Source organism: Pseudomonas oplopanacis (assembly GCF_057128725.1).
On sequence record NZ_JBSKHV010000001.1, the window covers coordinates 630,610 to 648,943 of the forward strand.

An 18,334-nucleotide genomic window follows, 5' to 3' on the forward strand; every position below is an offset into this window, starting at 1 on the left:
GCTCATTTCAGATCAAGGTCAGCCATCACGTTCATGGAGTTGCGAGCTCCTGTCTCGATTACCACAAGCACGACCGCGTCAGGCTTAAACCTCTCGATGAGATCCGTACGGAAAAATCCATCCTGCACATGCGCCATCACGATCGTATCGAAGTGCTCCTTGAGGAACGGGAGGAGCTCGGTAGTAAACGAGTCTCTGAGGAGAAGGATCGTTTTCCCTGTGTTGGCATTTGTGTGAAGTACTTGCGGCGCCATCCAGCTGTGGCTGTCGCTCAAGTACGTAGTTTTATTTCGTTCATGAGGAAAGGCTTTCACGAAGGAAACACGGTCATGTGGAACAAAATCCGAGATACCAAGCATCAACGATAGATCCCTGGGAATCATGGCATGCGGAAGCACAGACGGACTAAAAGCAGACAAGGGTAATGGATACATCCCTAAGAAATCTTTAGAAATCCTCGTCATTAACTGTGTGTAGCCAAGATAGGCACCTAAACCCGTCCAGTGCGTATCGTATTCGTCATAGAGTTTCTGACTACCCTTCTCCCTTAACATCAGTGCACGCGGATCTATGATCTGATCGTACCCTGCAGCCTTGGAAGCGTTAAGTATTTCATCAACTTCAGTGTTAACTCTGACGCTAGGCATCCATTTAGGTCTGTGCTCGGGATAAATATCCTCCTTGACAGGCGCTATCATTACGTAAAATTTTGTATCCCTGCGCTTCAAATACTCCACACGTTGACGTAGCCCGTCCACCCAGTAGCCAATGCTTGCCTTATCGAGCATCAACTTACCTGACATGATTGCCATATGGGTGCTGTCGTCATAAAAAAGCCATCCATTCTGGCCGACTATTATCTTATTTGAACCTGAATACCCGAGCTTATACCTGAAGTAATTCAAGCCGGATATCAGGTATGTACGAAGTGGAAACCGATCCATTGCAAACGAATCAAGTTGAGCCGGCAGTACAGACCAATCCGAGATGCTTCTTGGAACTTCAGGAGCTCCAGCCAGCACTCTATTCTCTGCAATATCAGGCTCATTAATATTAAGCAAAGGGAACAAATGGACCGCAGCGATTATCGCCACCACACAGGCAATTAGTGACCACCATTTATGAGCAGACGCTGCCTGCTCCGACACCAAGGCATTGCTAATAGAAGCATCGTTCATTTTAGCGCCTCAGAATCGAAAGTATAGGAATGGGTTCAATGTGCTACTGGCAAGTAGAAACATACAAAAAACCAGGCCGCCCATTAACATAAAGGTAGGTAACGCATGAACGTCCGCAGCATCACGCCCATGCATGCCAGGCTCCGTAGAGCCGCTGACTCTACTCATCTTAAACAACCCACAGATCCACGGCATCACCGGGAATGAAAGGATTGAGCCCACAATTAACGCCAGGACTGTTTCAGGAGTCATCCAGACCATATAGGGTTGCCACGCAGGCTCCCGAGCACCAAAACCCACAAGAGCCTTGATAATCACCCATGCCTCGTCAAAGCTGTTAGCTCTGAAATATACCCAGCCAACCATTACCACGGCCATCGTGTAGGCTCGTGTAAGAATGACCGGGGAGACATCGAGAACGCGCTTTAAGAAAACTCTTTCAAGCACTACGAACAGTCCGTGAAACATACCCCAAAAAATGAATGTCCAAGCCGCACCATGCCAAAGGCCGGTTACGAAAAACACAATTAACAGGTTTCGAATTGTGGCGACTTCCCCGCCACGACTCCCACCCAGTGGGATATAGATATAATCTCGAAACCAAAACGAAAGCGACATATGCCACCGCCGCCAAAATTCTGTAATCGACTTTGCAGAATATGGATAATCGAAGTTCTTGGGAAACCTAAAACCCAGCATAAAGGCTAGGCCAATTGCCATGTTTGAATAACCGCAAAAATCAAAGTAAATCTGCAATGTATATGCAAGAGTTCCTATCCAAGCAATAGCTGTGGTCACTCCCGTAGGATCAAGGCTAAACAGGTGATCCGCAGCGGGCGCAACAGAGTTGGCAATCATTACTTTCTGGCAAAGGCCAACGATAAAATATTGAATACCAAGGCCGATTTTATCTGCACCTACTTTCCTGCTGTGCAGCTCGCCTTCGATATCTGTATAGCGAACAATAGGACCAGCCACCAAGTGCGGAAACATCATCACATAGGTCGACAACCTAACAATACTGTTTTCCGGAGCGATTGTTTTCCTATGGACTTCTACCAGATACGATACCAATTGGAAAATAAAAAAGGATATGCCCAGCGGCAAATGCACACCAAGATGCGGAGATTCAAACCCTATGACCTTCGATAAAATATCTACCAGAAACTGGCTATATTTAAAAAAACCAAGAACTACTAAGTTTGCTACAACAGCCCCAGCGAGCAGCCATACCCTGCTTCGCCCAGAGGATTCACCTATTTTTTTTCCGGCCCAAAAGTTCATTGCTAGCAGCGCAATTAGCAGAAAGAGGTATAGCCCCTCCCCCCAAACATAAAAAATTGCACTTGCCGTTAGCAGAACGGCATTCTTAGCCCCCGTCAAATAATAGAGCAATAGAAAAACTGGCAGAAAATAAAATATGAATACAACCGAACTGAAAACCATTACCTGGGCATTCCATTGTCAATTTTCGCGCAAATTTATCACAAAACTGTACGGTTCTCTCAACATAAACGAGCCTCACCATAGATAAGCGACTCAGCGACACACACTCTCGACATACGACTGCAAAGCTTTCAGGGCTGCTTGGTCGGCGATGATTCCTGCGCGGATTGAAAGAACAGTTGATCCAGCAGCTGCAGAGAGTTCGAAGGTGCTTGCATCGCCCAGGCTGGCGCCGACGGCGGTACCGGACAGGTTGGTACCACCGGCACTACAACTTCCCGCGAGGCGCATCCGGCGAGCGCCAGAAACGATATCAGTGCGGAGCTTGTCATTTTCAGCGAGCGCATGGGTCTTGTCCTCTTGGGCCTTTTGATCGAGAGCGGCAAGGGCCTGTTCTTGGGCCTGCTGCTTTTCCAGTGCCTGGCGCGCCTGAACGGTCGCGCCATTGGCAATCGTAGTCATGTCGGCCTGATGAGCGACGGCCTGATCTGAGAGTTCTTTATCGTACTTGTTGGCCTGCCACTGCCACGCACCGGCCGCCCCACAGCAGATCAAAACCAGTGCGAGCGCCAACAAACCAAGCAACTTTGCGACTTGAGCGTTCATTGCAGCACCTTCAGCGCAGCGCTATAGAACGCCTGGCGTCCTGCCAGGCCGTTCGTGCCACCGTTGATGCGACGGGTAATGGTTACGAATGATCCAGTGTCTGCCAGCGTGTTCAGCCCTTTGGTCGCCCAGAACCAGGCTGCCGACATGCAGGCGTAGTGCGGTTTCTCCAGCAGCTCTGGTTGGCTGATTAGGTCCGCGCCCAGCGCCTCGCCGCACGCCGCGTAGTTCGCCCGGCCAGTGATCTGGATCAGGCCCCGTCCGCGGTACTTGAGGCCATCGCCAGCCACAGTATTTCCAAGGTCGTTGCGCCCTTCGTATCCGACCTGCTGGGCGGTCGGCCCCCAAATTTCGCGCACGTAACGCAGCTGGCCTGACTCATGACCGACCTGAGCGATGAATGCAGCTACGCGCTTTTGACCAATGATCTGGAAACGGTCCATGGCCGTATTTAGGGCTGGTGCAAAAACGCCGGCTTTGGCGCCGGCGTTCGGGAGGATCTGCAATAGCTGCTGTTGCGTGATGGGCATGCTTTTCTCCAGACAAAAAATGCCCGCTCAATGGCGGGCACTCAAAATCGTTGTATTGGCAAAAAAGGAATTGTTCTGCTTAGCTAACGGGTTATGCAAATTTGATTTATTGGAAAATTATTCAAAGGAAGAAGCCCCCTGATGCTATCCCTCCTGGCAGCTGTTAAGCGTGTGATAAAAAACGATACGAACTGGGCTGCTGGTTTTTTTACCACTCATCTAATCGATCTAGGCTCGACCGACGTTCGTCTGCGCGGCATCCAGATGCCAGAGCCCGAGGTGGGAGAGGAAAAAATAGGGCTATCAGAACAGTTTTTAGCCAACGCAGAGCAATACCATGCGCGGTACTCCGCCAGTGACGACTCGACTATGCATTTCCGCAACGCACTCGCAGAGGCGGACTGGAAACCTTCTGAAAACCTGACAATCTTGGACATCGGGACCGGCTCGGGCGCCAACTCGGTAATCCCGTCACTTCGGATATTCGAAGGGTGCAAGATTGTAGCAACTGACCTTTCCCCGGACTTGCTGGCATTACTCCATCACTATCTTGAAAGTGAAAAACTGAGTTCACGAGTTGCATGCATCTGCACGGACTCTATGAACAATCACTTCAAGGATGGAGCGTTCGACGTAGTTATTGGGTCCGCCATACTGCACCACCTAATCGACCCTGAGGCAGCTATTCGTACCGCATTCAAGGCGTTGAAACCTGGCGGCATTGCAATGTTCATCGAGCCGTTCGAGGGATTTTCATTGTTGGCGCACGCTTTCAATCGGATCATGTCTGATGCAAATGAAAGCGACCGACAACTTCCCGATAATGCTCGATCCTTCCTCAAGGCTATATGCATCGACCTTGACGCAAGGAAAGGAACCGACAAGAGCGATATAAAATTTCGCTACATGGACGACAAGTGGTTGTTCACGCGCACCTATATCGATGCGACCAGCCGGAGAGCAGGTTTTAAGAGCGCGAGAATTGTGCCTTACTTGACGCCAGATGCATCGCGGCACTATCGGAGTAGCACCGAGATCCTAATGCGTTGTAGCGGCCTTGATCCACAAGCATTACTGCCAGCATGGGCCTGGGAAAACATTGATAGCCTTGACCGACTTTTTTCCCCAGAGATGAAACGCGATGCTCTTCTCGAAGGGACAATAATACTTCATAAATAACAGGCCTAACATCAAACAATATAAATTGTCCCCCTATTTAGCTGGCCAACTTCTTTCACCAACCTAATCTTTTTTAACCGTTACAGTCGAACCGGCCATTCAATCCCATTCGGAAATCTTGGCTGTGCAGGCACATCCCGCAGCGCTTGGCGATATTCCTTAATCGCTGCCAGAGATGCCGCGCTATGGGGATAGTCCTGCATCACCAAGTAATCCGTTTCCATGAGCAGCGTGTCGCGCTCCCCGCGTGCTATTGCCGCTAGCTCTTCAGTGGTTGGGGTTGGAGCATCAGACAGGACTGGGTAGCCATCCTTATTACAGGTAATGACTAGCCCTTGTGACGCCCCTTGAAGTATCGATTTGTAGTCATCAGTGGCAACTTCAACAGCATCTAAAGGAAGATCCTCGAAGAGAGCGCCATCATAAAAACCCTTTGCGATTTTGCTGTAGTACATCATGCGATTACCCTCTTAACGGCCGATTGCAAGCCAAAAAATGCCAATAGCGACAGCAGCACCCGAACCGTTTGACGCAAAAAAACTTCCATTTGCCAATCCTGCACTTGCAGTCACAATTGCCGGAGTAACCACAGAGGCATTGGCAGAACCAGACGCGTGCACAACCACATTTGGAAACGCCGTTGGCCATGTAACAAAAACGCCACCGCCAGCCGAAGTGCTCGCGCTACCCCACTGAAAGATAAAGCCACCCAGCCAGCTTGGAAGCGCGACGTATCCGTTTGCACCAATATTGAAAGACACGCCCTTTCGTAATTTTTTCGGCGTGACGATAGTGGAATCATCGACGCCTGCATCCGTCAGAGTTTGCGTTGCAATTTTGGATACGCCCGCAACTAACTCTGTCGCCAGTTTTCCTGCGATACCTTTGATGGCTGCTAACAGTTGGTTCTGAGTCCCTTTTACTGGCGCAATGGACTGATCAGAGAGGACGCTAACAATTTCCTCTTGAACATCGTTCGCCCAGTCGTCAGTGACCATGGTGGCTTGGATGCCAGCAACCGGGTCTCCGTCCGTAAATCGGTTGTCAACAGTGGCGCCAGGACCATCAATTCTGTGCATGCGTCATTCTCCATACGCGAAGAGCGCGATCGTGTGCGCGGGCTTCAATTGATTTAATTTGCATTCGAGGGTGTCGTTGCCCCAAGTTCTCAGCCGCTCGCCAACCGCCGATTGACCAACTCGAAAGCTGGTCACGGATACTTCTGGAGCCCTGACCAACCATGTGAAAGCCCAGGCGCCGTTGGTGAGAGCTTCACTGACCCGCGAGCGACCAACCCTGAATGGTCTGAAAGTTTCGATCGTTACCGTGTAGCCAAGGGCTGCGGCGATCTCAACAAAGTAAGCAGCGGACTGGCCGCCAGTGCTGGTGAGCTTTGCCAGTAACGCGTTTTTCCGTCCCTGGAGCGTTTCTTCCAATACTCCAGAACATTTGTCCGGCAGCCCCGCCACGCGCTCCCAATCACCGAGCAATTCGTTTGTGCTGGCAGGGTTTGCCTCGACCGGCAGGGCTTCGCCTCGGCCGTCTACGCGGGCCAGCTCGATAGACATACCGTCGAGTAGGTCATGCAGTTTGGTCCCGGCTTCCCTAGGGAATGCCTGACCGGGAGGCAGCAGCGTTTTTAGCTGCTCCAAGTAGTCGGCAGCTGTCGGCATTACGCCTCCTTAAAAGCTGGAGAAGGTGATTGTTCCAGGAACGGCCATATGCCCGATGGAATGAGCTACGTCGGCAGTCGGAGACGTGATGGCGTTATCGGACTCGCCCGCTGCTGTAGAAACCGCTTCCCGGAGTCGGCTGATCAGGATCGGGCCTCCCGGCTTCGAGTCTCGGACAATCAAGTCCGCGACTTCGGCCCGAACAGCGGCCTGCTCTGCAGCAGTGTTCGGGGAAAGCTTCACCGTCATGTTGAGCGGGTCGGCGATTGGCGCAGCTACAAACACTTCAGCGGTCACGGGACAGCGAGCATTGATATAGGCCTGCACCTCCGCGACCTTTGTTGGATTCGGAATGATGTTGGTCTCACCGTCGCAGACGAATAGAACGGTTACGGTGCCAGCACCCATTTGCAGCGGATAAACCCAGACCCGCGTAACACCAGGCACTTCAAGCGCCCACAGTTCGTAGTCGGATTCAGCTCCGCCATGAGGTGGTTGTCGGATTCGTTTCAGCAACCGACTGAGAAGTTGAGGGTCGGTTTCAACGTCAATCCCCCCATCAATCGCGGTTGCGGCTGATCCAGTCGATTGCACGCCTGCCACGGGCGACAGAAGAAAAAGCGGTGTGCCGGCTGAAGCGTCGCCAGCGGCGCCCGCTTCAACTGCCACTACCGTCGGCTGCAGCGTTGTGCCGGTGAATGTGCCGTCTGCCAGCATGCGATATTGCACACCGTCCTGGCGCTGGAGAATCGTCCCAGCAGGCAGTGTTGAAGTAAGTATGTCAGGCCGGGTGACCGGCCTAATCACTGTCGCATCAGTCACGGAGGGCGGCGCTTAACCCAGCCGTAATCTCAGTTCCATTAAATAATCACCGGCGGCTCCTCGCCGCTCAAGACCACCAGGCGCATCAGCTCTCATTAGGGACGCAAGCGCCTCTTCAATTGCAACATCGGAAAACGTTGTTCCGGATCGTTTCAGCACTGCCAGTAGCAGGTGCTCAATAGCATCTATTTGTGCTTGGTTCGACATTCGTACTCCCCTAATCCGGCCCATGCCGGGCCGAACACAAATACCTCACCCCAACGAATCACGCCAGTCCGCGAGAAGACAAAGAAAAATTTTCTTAAGGCTTGTCGATGGGAACGGCAATCTCGTTACATTTTTTAATGACGGCAGCAGCCTGCTGGATACCCGCGTCGTCCGTCGAGGCACCGGAAATAGTGTGATGAATTTCAGTTATTATCTTTTCTTCAAGCTCCTCTATCAGATAGTGATAACTCGAAGCGCCAAACTTATCAATGAAGTCAGTTTGATGTGGAAGCACAAGCTTTAACACTTCTGACGTTTTCTTAAAATCAAGAACATCTGCCCCAAGCCCATGCTTTATAGAAAATGCGCGCATGACAGCCTGCATCATTACAGTCGCGTATGCGGAATAAGATGCCCACAACATCGGTGAAACGAAAGGACGCGCCTTTGATGGAACAATCTGAGTTTTCAAAAATTGGGGATCTATCTGCTCATCTAGAATCTCGACAAGTTTACGGATATTTGTATCGTGCTTAGCCGCCTCCGCCACTACTTCGAATTTTATAACCGACATCCAAATAGATACAATCTTAAATGCACCTAGGGACACTACTGAAGCCCACAACTCATCACAGGCTTCCATTCTTTTTTTGTCCAGCAACAACTGCCGGCTTGATATGGCTGAAAGAGCTCCGCTTCGCAACGCAGTAATTTCCACCTCATTACTTCGTAGTTTTGCCTTGAAAGACTCTTCTGACTTCCGCAAATCAAACTTATAACTTTCAAGCAAATGGGCATATTCGCTTTCAACCGACTTCGTCAGCCTTGTAATTATCAAGTTCCTAGCAAGCCAAAGCACTAAAGAAACCAGAGCTGCTGACCCTCCAATATTCAAAAGTATATCCATGCGTGCGCCCCCCAAATGTGAATTCTCAACTATATCCGGGAGATTCCCTCATGCCCACAGCAATCGATTTGTTCGCCGGTCTCGGCGGATGGTCTACCGGTGCCCGCAATGCCGGGATCGACGTCATCTGGGCCGCCAATCACTGGCCTGTCGCGGTTGAGTGGCACAGCGCCAACCACCCGGACGCCATTCACATCTGCCAAGACCTGCATCAGGCGGACTGGTCGAAGGTGCCGGCCCACGACATCATGCTTGCTTCGCCTTGTTGCCAGGGGCATTCGAAGGCGCGAGGCAAGAAGTCCGGTAACGCTCAGCACGACTCGTCGCGCTCGACAGCCTGGGCGGTTGTATCGGCCGCCGAATTCCACCGGCCTGAAGTGGTGCTGGTCGAGAACGTCGAAGAGTTCACGGACTGGGCCCTGTACCCAGCGTGGTCGCAGGCTATGGCCGCGCTCGGTTACATGCTCGCGCCGCATGTCGTTGATTGCGCCGATCTCGGCGTACCACAGCACCGCGTTCGCCTGTTTCTGGTCTGCACCCGAAGCAAGGCGCCGCTGAACCTTCAGCTTCACCAGCGCCGGCATGTTCCAGCCTCATCCTTCATCGATTTCGACGCGGGCAAGTGGAGCAAGGTCGAGAAGCCAGGCCGCGCTGAATCGACGCTGCTCCGCGTGAAGAATGGCCGGGAGCGCTTCGGTGATCGATTCATCATGCCCTACTACGGATCAGGCTCGGGCCTGACTGGTCGCAGTTTGGAGCGCCCGATCGGCACCATCACCACCCTGGACCGGTGGGCCTTGGTGCGCGGCGACGAAATGAGAATGCTGTCGGCGAATGAGGCACTGGCCGCCATGTCGTTTCCAGCCGACACGAAGCGGCCGGACAATCATCGGCTCACCATGCACATGGCCGGCAACGCGGTACCGCCACTGGCCGGACAGCGAATTATCGAGGCCCTTAAGGCTGCTGCGTAGAATCAGGAGAAAAGAGCCGTTGTAGCCTCGGCGGGGCATAAGAAATTACGGGGCACGAAGAAAGATCACGAGCAAAAAAATAGTTTGAAGACCGGCTTATCGCAACTCTATTTACAACGGCAACTTCATCCCTAGTAATAATGGAGTTCGGCTGATCCGCCATAAGTGCAACTGTAGGAGCCAACGGAATAATCATCATATCTTCGAAGCAATCGGGAACGATAAATTCACCATCAACAGTTCGAATTATCCCCCACTGCATGTTCATATTTGATTGTAGAAACGAATCCATGTATCTCATCACATGAATTCCTGCGGCGAATCGGCCCGGCATCACGCCGTCTCTGAAGAATATGGTGTGATGCTTTTCCAGAAGTTCTTGCTGATCGACAGTTAAAAATTCACCAGCAATGCCGTTCACGGATATGTCATCTAATCCGTGCATAAGGAAACGATGCCTGGTTCGCCATAGCGAATAAAACTCTTCAACCACTCGTTTCTGAAAGTGCCCTATGACGGTTACAGCACCTGATTCAATCCCTCTGACTAACGCTTGAAATTCGTCTTCGATCTGCTTGCCAATAAATGCTTCTGTTCTTTGATCCCAAACTCTCTTAGCACAAAAAAACTCATTAGAAGATCTCAGCGGAATAACTTTCCCTTGACTCTTGCTAAAGACAGAAACGAATCCATTGGAATCATAAAATCTTTCGATACTCGCTCGTGGAAATACATGTTGTTTGATAGTTAGGTTATGAGGATTTCCTTTCTGAGGCTTTTCGTACTTCATTTCCTTTTCACCTTCTGCCTAGCTAATCGCTCACTCTAGCTGATTCCTCAATACCCCACCGCCCGGGCATGCCCCGGCATAGGACGCCCCATGCCCACCGAAAACCGAAATCACCCTGAAGATCATGCCGCGATTGAGCAGTTGCACCAGCAATACGTCGGCAAGATTGAGCGCTTCTCTGATGAGTTAATGGTGTTTCAAGACGCCGCCTATGCGATGGGCCTGGATCGTGGCGCAGAGTTGACCAAGGCACCTGGCGTGACACTCGCCGCTGCCCGCGCCAACCACCTGTACCTGGCCGGGCCCATGACGGGCTTCGAAGACTTCAACTTCCCCGCCTTCAACAAGATTGCGGCCGATCTGCGTGTACGGGGCTACATCATTGAGAACCCTGCTGAGCACGGCGTCATAGAGGACGCTGAATGGGCTGACTACATGGACTACGACCTGACACGCCTGGGCCTATGCGGAATGGTCGCGGTCTTGCCCGGGTGGGAAAACTCGAAAGGTGCCCGACTCGAAGTGCACATCGCCCGCGAGCTCGGAATGCCGGTAGTGAATGCCCATGATCTGGTATCGATGGAGATTGCAGGATGAGCGAGATTCACTCTGAATCTAAATCCGCCTGGATGCGGGCAGCAACGCTAGGCGCCCAGTTTTGGCCAGTAATTTGATACGTTGAACGCTTTTTGCTGACGACTCGAATCGAATAACTCTGTGCTGTTGGCGTCACTGGCGTAACGAACAACCCGACAACTTCTCCCCATGTAGCCATGCCAGCAGGTGCTTCAGATTTAATCACTCCTGCATCTTTATTCATTTCGACTATCGCCAAATTTGTGCTCATTGCGCTTACGGAAGATTTCCAAACCTCATTGTAGGTTTTATTGGAAACATTAACGGTAATGCCAGTATCAGAAGGTTGAAGTCCTTCAACTGTGGAACACGCAGAAACGCTAAGGATCACAGCACCGCAGGCTAAAGCCTTTCCGAACACATTAATCACGATAAATTCCTTGTTGAAATGCTCAATCAATAGGGAAGTAAATCCAGCAACCAAAGCGCCCTAGAAGCTTCGCAGAAATCTTAAAAAAATCCACCCTCCCCTCCAAAGTCAGCCGCTATAGCGGCAAGGACGAAGTCATGCCTGAAGAAAGTGATTTGCCCTGGTCTGGAGACGGTCCGCCGCCCGTTGGAACGGTTTGTGAAGTCGATGGATCAGCCGGCGAATCAGGGTTTGGTTCATGCACCATCCTCTACTCATCGAGCAATGTGGTGGTGTGGCAATACATCGGAACTGATTTCGACAACTGCTCGTATGTCGGCGAGCGCGAGTTCCGCCCGAACGGCGCTACCGCCGAGCAACACCGGCAGAACCTTGCGCGCGAGTTGTTCGAAACGATGATCCCCAACGAAAACCATCGCGTGCCATGGGCAGGCGTTAACCAGCAGTTCAGGGATGACTTCCTTCGGGCCATTGATGCGGGCTACCGCAAAGAGGTACAGCCATGAGCCGTAGCGGATACAGCGACGATTGCTGCGGATGGGATCTGATCTGCTGGAGGGGCGCCGTCAAGTCAGCGCTCAGAGGCAAGCGCGGGCAGGCCTTCCTGGCTGAACTGCGCGATGCACTGGACGCCATGCCGGGCAAACGCCTGATCGCCGACTCTCTGGTGGTTGAAGGCGAGTTCTGCACCATCGGCGTGGTTGGGGCAAAACGCGGCGTGGATATGGCAGCGCTCGATCCGGATGACCGAGAAGCCGTAGGTGAGGCGTTTGGCATCAGCCCCGCCATGGCTTCGGAAATCGTTTTCATGAACGACGAGGGAAGCTGGCAGGCAGAGACACCGGAGCAGCGATGGGTGCGCATGCGCAAATGGGTCGAGTCGAACATCAAGCAGGTGACGCCATGATCGCCCTCGCCTGGTTCGCCTACGTTTACTGCTACAAGGGGCCTCGGTGAAACGGGGAAACTCAATTATTCTTCTGTATCCATCCAACCAACAATAATGTGCTCCCTGAGACGAATAAGCCAAACGCCAAGTAACCGACCCTCCCGTCTCTAAGCAGTTGGTTCAGGCAAACGCCGAGTCCGAAAATAGCCAATAGACCCCCAGTGATAATCATTGGGTTTCGAATCGCCTTATCCATCGCCACCTCCCGCTCAAGATCTATTTCATTAAACCATATACCTGCCGGTGAACGGCGGGCGAGGAATCCCATGCCTGCAAACTGCGAATACAGCATGACCCGGGGCGATGCCGTCGAACTGGCTGGCATTGCTCAATTCGATTTGGCAATGCGCCGTGAGGCGCTCACCGGTTACCTGCAAAGAAACGGTTCGCTGCGTCTGGTCGAACTCCTGGCCCAGTTTATCGGCATGGCCAACTCGGTGGCAGCGAACTGCGCGGAGATGAGCGACCAGGTGCTGATCGAGGAATGCGGTGTGCATCCCGACAAATTCACCAGCGTGAATCTTCCAACCATCATCGGGGCCTGCCAAGGCGTCCAGATCGCCAGCAAGTGCGATCCGAAAGGCGCGTGCCATGGGTGCGCCTACAGGTTGGGATCAATTGCCAATCAGTCACCGATTACTACCGGCGATGCCGAGTTCATGGCTCACGACCGAAAAGGCTTCATGTGCCACGCACACCTGGATGAACAGGGCGAGCCCACGAAGTTCTGCGTCGGCCATGCCAAAGCAGCCACCCAATAACCACCTTCTGCCGCCACGCGGCGCGGAGCATCATCATGGCAAAAGTTCTGGCCCAAATTACGGTCAAGTTGCCGCGCCTCATGGAGGCAGGCGAATACAGAAAGCTGCGTTACGTAGGCGGCAAACCAAGTCTGCAACAGTTGAAAAAATGGATTGAGGAAGGCGAAGTGATTGGAGAGGTAAAAGGCGGAATGTATTTCGTCGATGTTCAGGCCGCGGTGATGGGTTCAAGCGACCCACTGCTGGCCAAGATGCTGGAGATAGGCTGATGGCTGCCCGGCCGCGCACGCTTCAAAACAGGAAGCTTCCGCCAAACCTTTACCCAAACGGAAAGTATTGGCGGTACCGCAACCCCGTCACCGGAGTGATGACCAGCATCAACCGCCCATTGGAAGAGGCAATCAAACTGGCTCGGGCTGCCAACCTGAAGTTCGCGGAGCTGGTGGTTGATGACGGTTCGCTTCTTGCCCTCCTGACTGGTGACCGACTGCCGATCGTGAGCAACCTGCTGCAGCGCTTCACGGATGAATGGTTGGTGGATAAGGGATATGCCGCACGCACGCTCGAGGAGATCAAGTTCAAGGTTGAGCGATATCGGCAAGACCTGGGCGATCGGCTGATTGGGCAAATGGACGTGCTGGCCATGGCCGAATACCTCGACCAGTTCAGCAACAACGCCTACACGAAGCACCGCGGTCTGTGGGTCCAGATCTTCGCCTTCGCTGTGGCCAAGGGCCTGGCAGAACGCAACAACGCCGAACTGACGCTGGTGAAGAAAGAGGCGGAGAAGAAACGCCAGCGGCATACGCTCGACGGACTGAAATCGATCATCGACGCGGCGACCACCCCGCCTTGGCTAAAGCGCGCGATTCGCCTGGCACTCGCCAGCCTTCAGCGGCGTGAGGACATCGTCACCTGGTTGAAGTCTGCTGCCGACATGGACAAGAACACGCTGACGGTGTCACCCGGGAAGACCCAAGGCTATGACAATCCAGTTCACCTGAAGATCACCATGGGCGCGGCGCTGCGCGAGGTTGTCGGTGAGTGCATGCGATCGCCGATCGTATCGCCGTACCTCATCCACTACAAGCCCAAGGCCCGGCGCCGGGAACAGATCGACGCAAAGGACCACTGGACTTCGGTGACCCCAGACTACTTGACCAAAGAGTTCAGCAAGGCCCGGGATGCAGCGCACGCCTACGACCATGTGCCGGCCGGTGAGCGCCCCACTTTTCACGAGATTCGCGCTTTAGGGGCATGGCTTTACGAGCAGCAGAATTTCCCACAGGAATACATTCAGGCTTTGATGGGGCACGCGGACGAGAAGATGACGAAGCACTATCAAGAGGGGCACGACGAAAAGAAGATCGAGTACCTGGAGGTGGGCGCCGAATTGGCGTTCTGAGGTGGGGGTTTTGCAAAAGTTTTGCAAATCGCAGAAGGCAAAAAGGGGTCACCGTTTCCGGTGCCCCCTCTAGACCGCCCAGCAGAGCGGATTTTGTTTGGTAGGCGCGATTGGACTCGAACCAACGACCCCCACCATGTCAAGGTGGTGCTCTAACCAACTGAGCTACGTGCCTGCTGTGAGGCGGCATTCTACGGAATTCCGGAGGGGTGTCAACACCTTTTTTCGAGCTAACCCTATGAATATGCAAAATATTTAATTTTGCGGCTTCGACGAAGATTTTCCGGTAGCTGGCGGTCGATTTTTAACTCGGGTAGGATCAAGGCACTCGTAAAATATATTAAACAGAGGCAGCAGGATGGCGAACACTCCCTACCCAGAGTCCTATTACGCCGCATCGGCCAATGCGGTTCCGCCGCGCCCGGCTTTGCAGGGTGAAGTAGAGACGGATGTCTGCGTGATCGGCGCCGGTTACACCGGTCTGTCCTCTGCCCTGTTTCTGTTGGAGAACGGTTTCAAGGTAACGGTTCTGGAAGCGGCCAAGGTTGGTTTTGGCGCATCGGGTCGTAACGGCGGTCAGATCGTCAACAGCTATAGCCGCGATATCGATGTGATCGAGCGCAGCGTTGGTCCCAAGCAAGCGCAGTTGTTGGGGCAGATGGCGTTCGAGGGTGGGCGGATCATTCGTGAGCGGGTCGCCAAATATAATATCCAGTGCGACTTGAAGGACGGCGGTGTGTTCGCGGCCATCACGTCCAAGCAGATGGGTCATCTGGAATCGCAGAAGCGCCTGTGGGAGCGTTTCGGTCATACGCAGCTGGAGCTGATGGATCAGCGTCGTATCCGTGAAGTGGTGAATTGCGATCAATATGTCGGCGGCATGCTCGACATGAGTGGCGGGCACATTCATCCACTGAACCTGGCGCTGGGCGAAGCGGCGGCCGTCGAGTCGCTCGGCGGCACTATTTATGAGCAGTCGCCAGCGGTGCGCATCGAGCGCGGCGCGAGTCCGGTGGTGCATACGCCAGAGGGCAAGGTCAGGGCCAGGTTCATCATCGTGGCGGGCAATGCCTACTTGGGCAATCTGGTGCCGGAACTGGCCGCAAAGTCGATGCCTTGCGGGACACAGGTCATCACCACCGAACCGCTGGGCGAGGAATTGGCGAACAACCTGCTGCCGCAGGATTACTGCGTCGAGGACTGCAATTACCTGCTCGACTATTACCGTCTGACGAGCGACAAGCGGCTGATCTTTGGTGGCGGCGTGGTGTATGGCGCGCGGGATCCGGCGAACATCGAGGCGATCATTCGACCGAAGATGCTCAAGGCGTTCCCGCAGCTCAAGGACGTGAAAATCGACTACGCCTGGACCGGCAATTTCCTGCTGACCCTGTCGCGTCTTCCGCAGGTCGGACGGATCGGCGACAACATCTACTATTCCCAAGGTTGCAGCGGCCATGGCGTGACGTACACACACCTGGCGGGCAAAGTGCTGGCCGAGGCGTTGCGAGGTCAGGCGGAGCGTTTTGATGCGTTTGCTGATCTGCCGCACTACCCGTTTCCCGGCGGACAATTGCTGCGCACACCGTTTGCGGCGTTGGGCGCCTGGTACTACGGGCTGCGGGACAAATTCGGATACTGATACAAAAAAGGGGCCGCTGAATGCGGCCCCTTTTTTGTAGGAGCGGTGTTTACAGCTTGTCCCGTTCAATGCCGCTGCGGATTCGCAGAATGTCGGCGAGTACCGCAAGGGCGATTTCAGCCGGTGTCTTGCTGCCCAGGTTCAAACCGATTGGCGCATGAATTCGCGCCAGCTCGGCCTCCCCCAGACCACCAATCCTGCGCAACCGCTCAAAGCGCTTTTGCGAGGTCTGCATGGACCCCATCACACCGATGTAAAACGCCTCGGTGCGCACCGCTTCCATCATCGCCAGGTCATCGATGCGCGGATCGTGGGTCAACGCCACCACCGCCGTGTCGCTGTGGCAACCGCCGTCAGCAATGAACACCGAGGGCAACTGACGACGAATCTCGACGTTTTCCAGCACCACGCCTTCCAGCACCTCGTCGCGCGGATCGCAAAGAATCACTTCGAAACCCAACCCGACGGCGAACTCTGCACACGCCTGCGCAACCGAGGAATACCCGGCCAGCAACAAGCGCTGGGCCGCACCGATCCGCACGCGCACCCGGTCGATCTCACGCTCGATGCGCACGCCCTGCTCGCGATCATCGAACAGGCTGCGCGCACCGCTGGCCAGATCGACTTCGCGGATCAGCCGACGCTGACCCAACAGCGCCGATTCCAGTTCTCGCAGATGCGCCTGAACCTCGCAATCCGGCTCAAGGTTCTCCACCAGCACATCGAGCACACCGCCACAGGGCAAACTCACCCGAGAGCGCGGATCATCCCCCTCGCCATAACGCACGACGCTGACCGCCTCCAGAAACGCGCCCTCGGCGACTCGCTCGAGAAAGTCCTCCTCGACACAGCCACCCGACAGCGAACCGATCCATTGCCCGTCAGCGTTCACCGCCAGCAGCGAACCCGGCGCACGCGGTGCCGAGCCGTAGGTGGCGAGCACCGTGCACAGCCAGACGCGCTGGCCGGCCGACGACCATTGCAGTGCCCGGCGCACGACTTGCAGATCGAGATGCTGCATGTCAGTGCGCCTTGTGCTCGAGCGGCGGCGCATCAGCCCGCAACTTCTGCACGTCGCTCACCGCCAGATCTGCCGGCTGACCACCCCAACCCTGACGCAGGTAGTTCAGCAGATCCGTCAGTTGCTCGTGACTGAGCTTCTCGGCGAACCCTGGCATCGGCTGCATGTGTTCGAACCCGGCAAACTTCTGCTCGCCGATACCGTCGTCGATCACCCGCACAAGGTTGCGTGGATCTTCCAGGCGCAGCGTGGTGTTGCCGCGCATGGCCACCGCGATGTGCGGCTTGCCCTCGCCACCGACCGCGTGGCAACCGGCGCAGACGTTCAGGTATTCCTGACGGCCGCGTTGGGCGCTGGCCGTGAGCTTGTCCAGCGGCACGTCAGTCAGCACCTTGGCCTGTGGCGGTTGATCGCCGAGCAGGAAGGTCGCCATCGCCGCGAGGTCCGGGTCATTGAGGCCCTGGGTGCTGTTGTGGAACACCGGGAACATCTCGTTGAACATCGTGCCCTGGGCGCTCATGCCGTGCTTGAGGAACGAGCTCAGGTCCTGATGGTTCCAGCCGCGAGCCGCCAGGTCATTGGCCAACAGGCTCGGTGCCAGATAGCCATTGAGCAGGCCGCCGGTCAGGCGCTTGTCCTGTTGCATCGCACCCGGCAAACCGCGCGGGGTGTGGCATTCGCCGCAGTGACCGAGCACGTCGACCATGTACTGGCCGCGCTTGAAAGCATCGCTTTTACCCTCGGTGGACGAAAGCTGCACGTCCTTGCCGTAGAGCATGTTCCAGCCCATCAGGCCCAGGCGCACGTTGAACGGAAAGCTCAGGCTGGTGACCGGTGCTGCACGCTCGATCGGCTCGACGGTTTTCAGGTACGCGTGAATCGCATCCGAGTCGTCACGCGGGATCAGGTGATACGAGGTGTACGGCATTGCCGGGTACAGGTTGGCGCCATCGCGGCGCTTGCCTTCGGTCAGCGCGGCGAAGAATTCGTCATCGTTATAGAGGCCGATGCCGTGCTCTTTACTCGGGGTGATGTTGGTGCCGTAAATCGTACCGAACGGCGAGACAATCGGCAGACCGCCCGCGTACGGCGCGCCACCCGGCGCGGTGTGGCAGGCCATGCAGTCAGCGGCACGGGCGAGGTATTCGCCGCGCTTGACCTGATCTTCCGCGTGCGCCAGCAACACCGGCGCAGCCAGACCGACCGCCAACGCCAGGCGGGAAAGTAGTTGCTTCATG

The 18,334-nt window shown here is 54.6% G+C and carries 23 protein-coding genes and 1 tRNA gene; 9 read left to right on the forward strand and 15 right to left on the reverse strand.

Going from position 1 to position 18,334, the window contains the following annotated elements:
* Positions 1–2 precede the first annotated feature (2 nt).
* From ACWKV5_RS03015 to ACWKV5_RS03030, 4 genes are all read right to left on the reverse strand, one after another.
* Positions 3–1,178, reverse strand: coding sequence for an alginate O-acetyltransferase AlgX-related protein (locus tag ACWKV5_RS03015; protein ID WP_483840110.1), 1,176 nt, complete (start codon positions 1,176–1,178; stop codon positions 3–5).
* Between the two features lie 9 nt (positions 1,179–1,187).
* Positions 1,188–2,624, reverse strand: coding sequence for an MBOAT family O-acyltransferase (locus ACWKV5_RS03020; protein WP_483840111.1), 1,437 nt, complete (start codon positions 2,622–2,624; stop codon positions 1,188–1,190).
* 93 nt (positions 2,625–2,717) lie between these two features.
* Complete coding sequence (locus tag ACWKV5_RS03025; protein ID WP_483840112.1) at positions 2,718–3,230, reverse strand: lysis system i-spanin subunit Rz; 513 nt, start codon at positions 3,228–3,230, stop codon at positions 2,718–2,720.
* Positions 3,227–3,760: a glycoside hydrolase family 19 protein gene (locus ACWKV5_RS03030; protein WP_483840113.1), complete on the reverse strand. Its 534-nt coding sequence runs from the start codon at positions 3,758–3,760 to the stop codon at positions 3,227–3,229. The genes ACWKV5_RS03025 and ACWKV5_RS03030 overlap by 4 nt, the downstream gene beginning before the upstream one ends.
* Before the next feature lie 141 nt (positions 3,761–3,901).
* Between ACWKV5_RS03030 and ACWKV5_RS03035 the strand changes: the two genes are divergently transcribed.
* Positions 3,902–4,939 carry a class I SAM-dependent methyltransferase gene (locus ACWKV5_RS03035; RefSeq protein ID WP_483840114.1) on the forward strand — a complete coding sequence of 346 codons (1,038 nt, stop codon included), beginning with the start codon at positions 3,902–3,904 and terminating at the stop codon, positions 4,937–4,939.
* Between the two features lie 80 nt (positions 4,940–5,019).
* Here ACWKV5_RS03035 and ACWKV5_RS03040 read toward each other — a convergent pair whose 3' ends face one another.
* From ACWKV5_RS03040 to ACWKV5_RS03065, 6 genes are all read right to left on the reverse strand, one after another.
* A complete protein-coding gene (locus tag ACWKV5_RS03040; protein ID WP_483840115.1) occupies positions 5,020–5,397 on the reverse strand; it encodes a tail fiber assembly protein in 378 nt (125 codons plus the stop codon).
* Positions 5,398–5,409: 12 nt separating this feature from the next.
* Positions 5,410–6,018: a gp53-like domain-containing protein gene (locus ACWKV5_RS03045; RefSeq protein WP_483840116.1), complete on the reverse strand. Its 609-nt coding sequence runs from the start codon at positions 6,016–6,018 to the stop codon at positions 5,410–5,412.
* 3 nt (positions 6,019–6,021) lie between these two features.
* On the reverse strand, positions 6,022–6,612 hold the full coding sequence (locus ACWKV5_RS03050) for a YmfQ family protein (protein ID WP_483840117.1): 591 nt from the start codon (positions 6,610–6,612) through the stop codon (positions 6,022–6,024).
* Positions 6,613–6,621: 9 nt separating this feature from the next.
* Positions 6,622–7,434, reverse strand: a complete 813-nt coding sequence (locus ACWKV5_RS03055; RefSeq protein WP_483840118.1) for a baseplate J/gp47 family protein — start codon at positions 7,432–7,434, stop codon at positions 6,622–6,624.
* A 12-nt stretch (positions 7,435–7,446) separates the two neighbouring features.
* Positions 7,447–7,641, reverse strand: a complete 195-nt coding sequence (locus tag ACWKV5_RS03060; protein WP_483840119.1) for a hypothetical protein — start codon at positions 7,639–7,641, stop codon at positions 7,447–7,449.
* A gap of 94 nt (positions 7,642–7,735) precedes the next feature.
* Complete coding sequence (locus ACWKV5_RS03065) at positions 7,736–8,548, reverse strand: hypothetical protein (RefSeq protein ID WP_483840120.1); 813 nt, start codon at positions 8,546–8,548, stop codon at positions 7,736–7,738.
* Between the two features lie 50 nt (positions 8,549–8,598).
* On the opposite strand from ACWKV5_RS03065, the gene ACWKV5_RS03070 reads away from it, so the two are divergent.
* The gene (locus ACWKV5_RS03070) at positions 8,599–9,522 is read left to right on the forward strand and encodes a DNA cytosine methyltransferase (RefSeq protein ID WP_483840121.1); all 924 of its coding nucleotides are present in this window, start codon (positions 8,599–8,601) and stop codon (positions 9,520–9,522) included.
* Here ACWKV5_RS03070 and ACWKV5_RS03075 read toward each other — a convergent pair.
* Positions 9,506–10,312, reverse strand: coding sequence for a hypothetical protein (locus ACWKV5_RS03075; RefSeq protein ID WP_483840122.1), 807 nt, complete (start codon positions 10,310–10,312; stop codon positions 9,506–9,508). The two genes, ACWKV5_RS03070 and ACWKV5_RS03075, sit on opposite strands and share 17 nt — an antisense overlap.
* A 90-nt stretch (positions 10,313–10,402) precedes the next feature.
* Here ACWKV5_RS03075 and ACWKV5_RS03080 point away from each other — a divergent pair, with 90 nt between their 5' ends.
* A complete protein-coding gene (locus ACWKV5_RS03080; RefSeq protein ID WP_483840123.1) occupies positions 10,403–10,909 on the forward strand; it encodes a DUF4406 domain-containing protein in 507 nt (168 codons plus the stop codon).
* 7 nt (positions 10,910–10,916) lie between these two features.
* Here the strand turns inward: ACWKV5_RS03080 and ACWKV5_RS03085 are convergent, their stop codons facing one another.
* A complete protein-coding gene (locus ACWKV5_RS03085) occupies positions 10,917–11,348 on the reverse strand; it encodes a hypothetical protein (protein ID WP_483840124.1) in 432 nt (143 codons plus the stop codon).
* 107 nt (positions 11,349–11,455) lie between these two features.
* On the opposite strand from ACWKV5_RS03085, the gene ACWKV5_RS03090 reads away from it, so the two are divergent.
* The 5 genes from ACWKV5_RS03090 (at position 11,456) to ACWKV5_RS03110 (ending at position 14,433) form a co-directional block, all read left to right on the forward strand.
* Complete coding sequence (locus ACWKV5_RS03090; protein WP_483840125.1) at positions 11,456–11,824, forward strand: hypothetical protein; 369 nt, start codon at positions 11,456–11,458, stop codon at positions 11,822–11,824.
* Positions 11,821–12,225 (forward strand): hypothetical protein, encoded by a 405-nt coding sequence (locus ACWKV5_RS03095; RefSeq protein WP_483840126.1) that lies wholly within the window; start codon positions 11,821–11,823, stop codon positions 12,223–12,225. The genes ACWKV5_RS03090 and ACWKV5_RS03095 overlap by 4 nt, the downstream gene beginning before the upstream one ends.
* A 308-nt stretch (positions 12,226–12,533) precedes the next feature.
* Complete coding sequence (locus ACWKV5_RS03100) at positions 12,534–13,028, forward strand: hypothetical protein (protein WP_483840127.1); 495 nt, start codon at positions 12,534–12,536, stop codon at positions 13,026–13,028.
* A gap of 35 nt (positions 13,029–13,063) precedes the next feature.
* A complete protein-coding gene (locus ACWKV5_RS03105; RefSeq protein WP_034134173.1) occupies positions 13,064–13,297 on the forward strand; it encodes a hypothetical protein in 234 nt (77 codons plus the stop codon).
* Positions 13,297–14,433, forward strand: coding sequence for a tyrosine-type recombinase/integrase (locus ACWKV5_RS03110; RefSeq protein ID WP_483840128.1), 1,137 nt, complete (start codon positions 13,297–13,299; stop codon positions 14,431–14,433). The genes ACWKV5_RS03105 and ACWKV5_RS03110 overlap by 1 nt, the downstream gene beginning before the upstream one ends.
* 98 nt (positions 14,434–14,531) lie before the next feature.
* On the opposite strand, the gene ACWKV5_RS03115 is transcribed toward ACWKV5_RS03110, so the two are convergent.
* Positions 14,532–14,608, reverse strand: a tRNA-Val gene (locus ACWKV5_RS03115).
* A gap of 183 nt (positions 14,609–14,791) precedes the next feature.
* On the opposite strand from ACWKV5_RS03115, the gene ACWKV5_RS03120 reads away from it, so the two are divergent.
* Complete coding sequence (locus tag ACWKV5_RS03120; RefSeq protein ID WP_483840129.1) at positions 14,792–16,075, forward strand: NAD(P)/FAD-dependent oxidoreductase; 1,284 nt, start codon at positions 14,792–14,794, stop codon at positions 16,073–16,075.
* Between the two features lie 49 nt (positions 16,076–16,124).
* On the opposite strand, the gene ACWKV5_RS03125 is transcribed toward ACWKV5_RS03120, so the two are convergent.
* Both ACWKV5_RS03125 and ACWKV5_RS03130 read right to left on the reverse strand, forming a co-directional pair.
* Positions 16,125–17,096: an XdhC family protein gene (locus tag ACWKV5_RS03125; RefSeq protein WP_483840130.1), complete on the reverse strand. Its 972-nt coding sequence runs from the start codon at positions 17,094–17,096 to the stop codon at positions 16,125–16,127.
* A gap of 1 nt (position 17,097) precedes the next feature.
* On the reverse strand, positions 17,098–18,333 hold the full coding sequence (locus ACWKV5_RS03130; RefSeq protein WP_483840131.1) for a c-type cytochrome: 1,236 nt from the start codon (positions 18,331–18,333) through the stop codon (positions 17,098–17,100).
* Position 18,334: the final 1 nt, after the last annotated feature.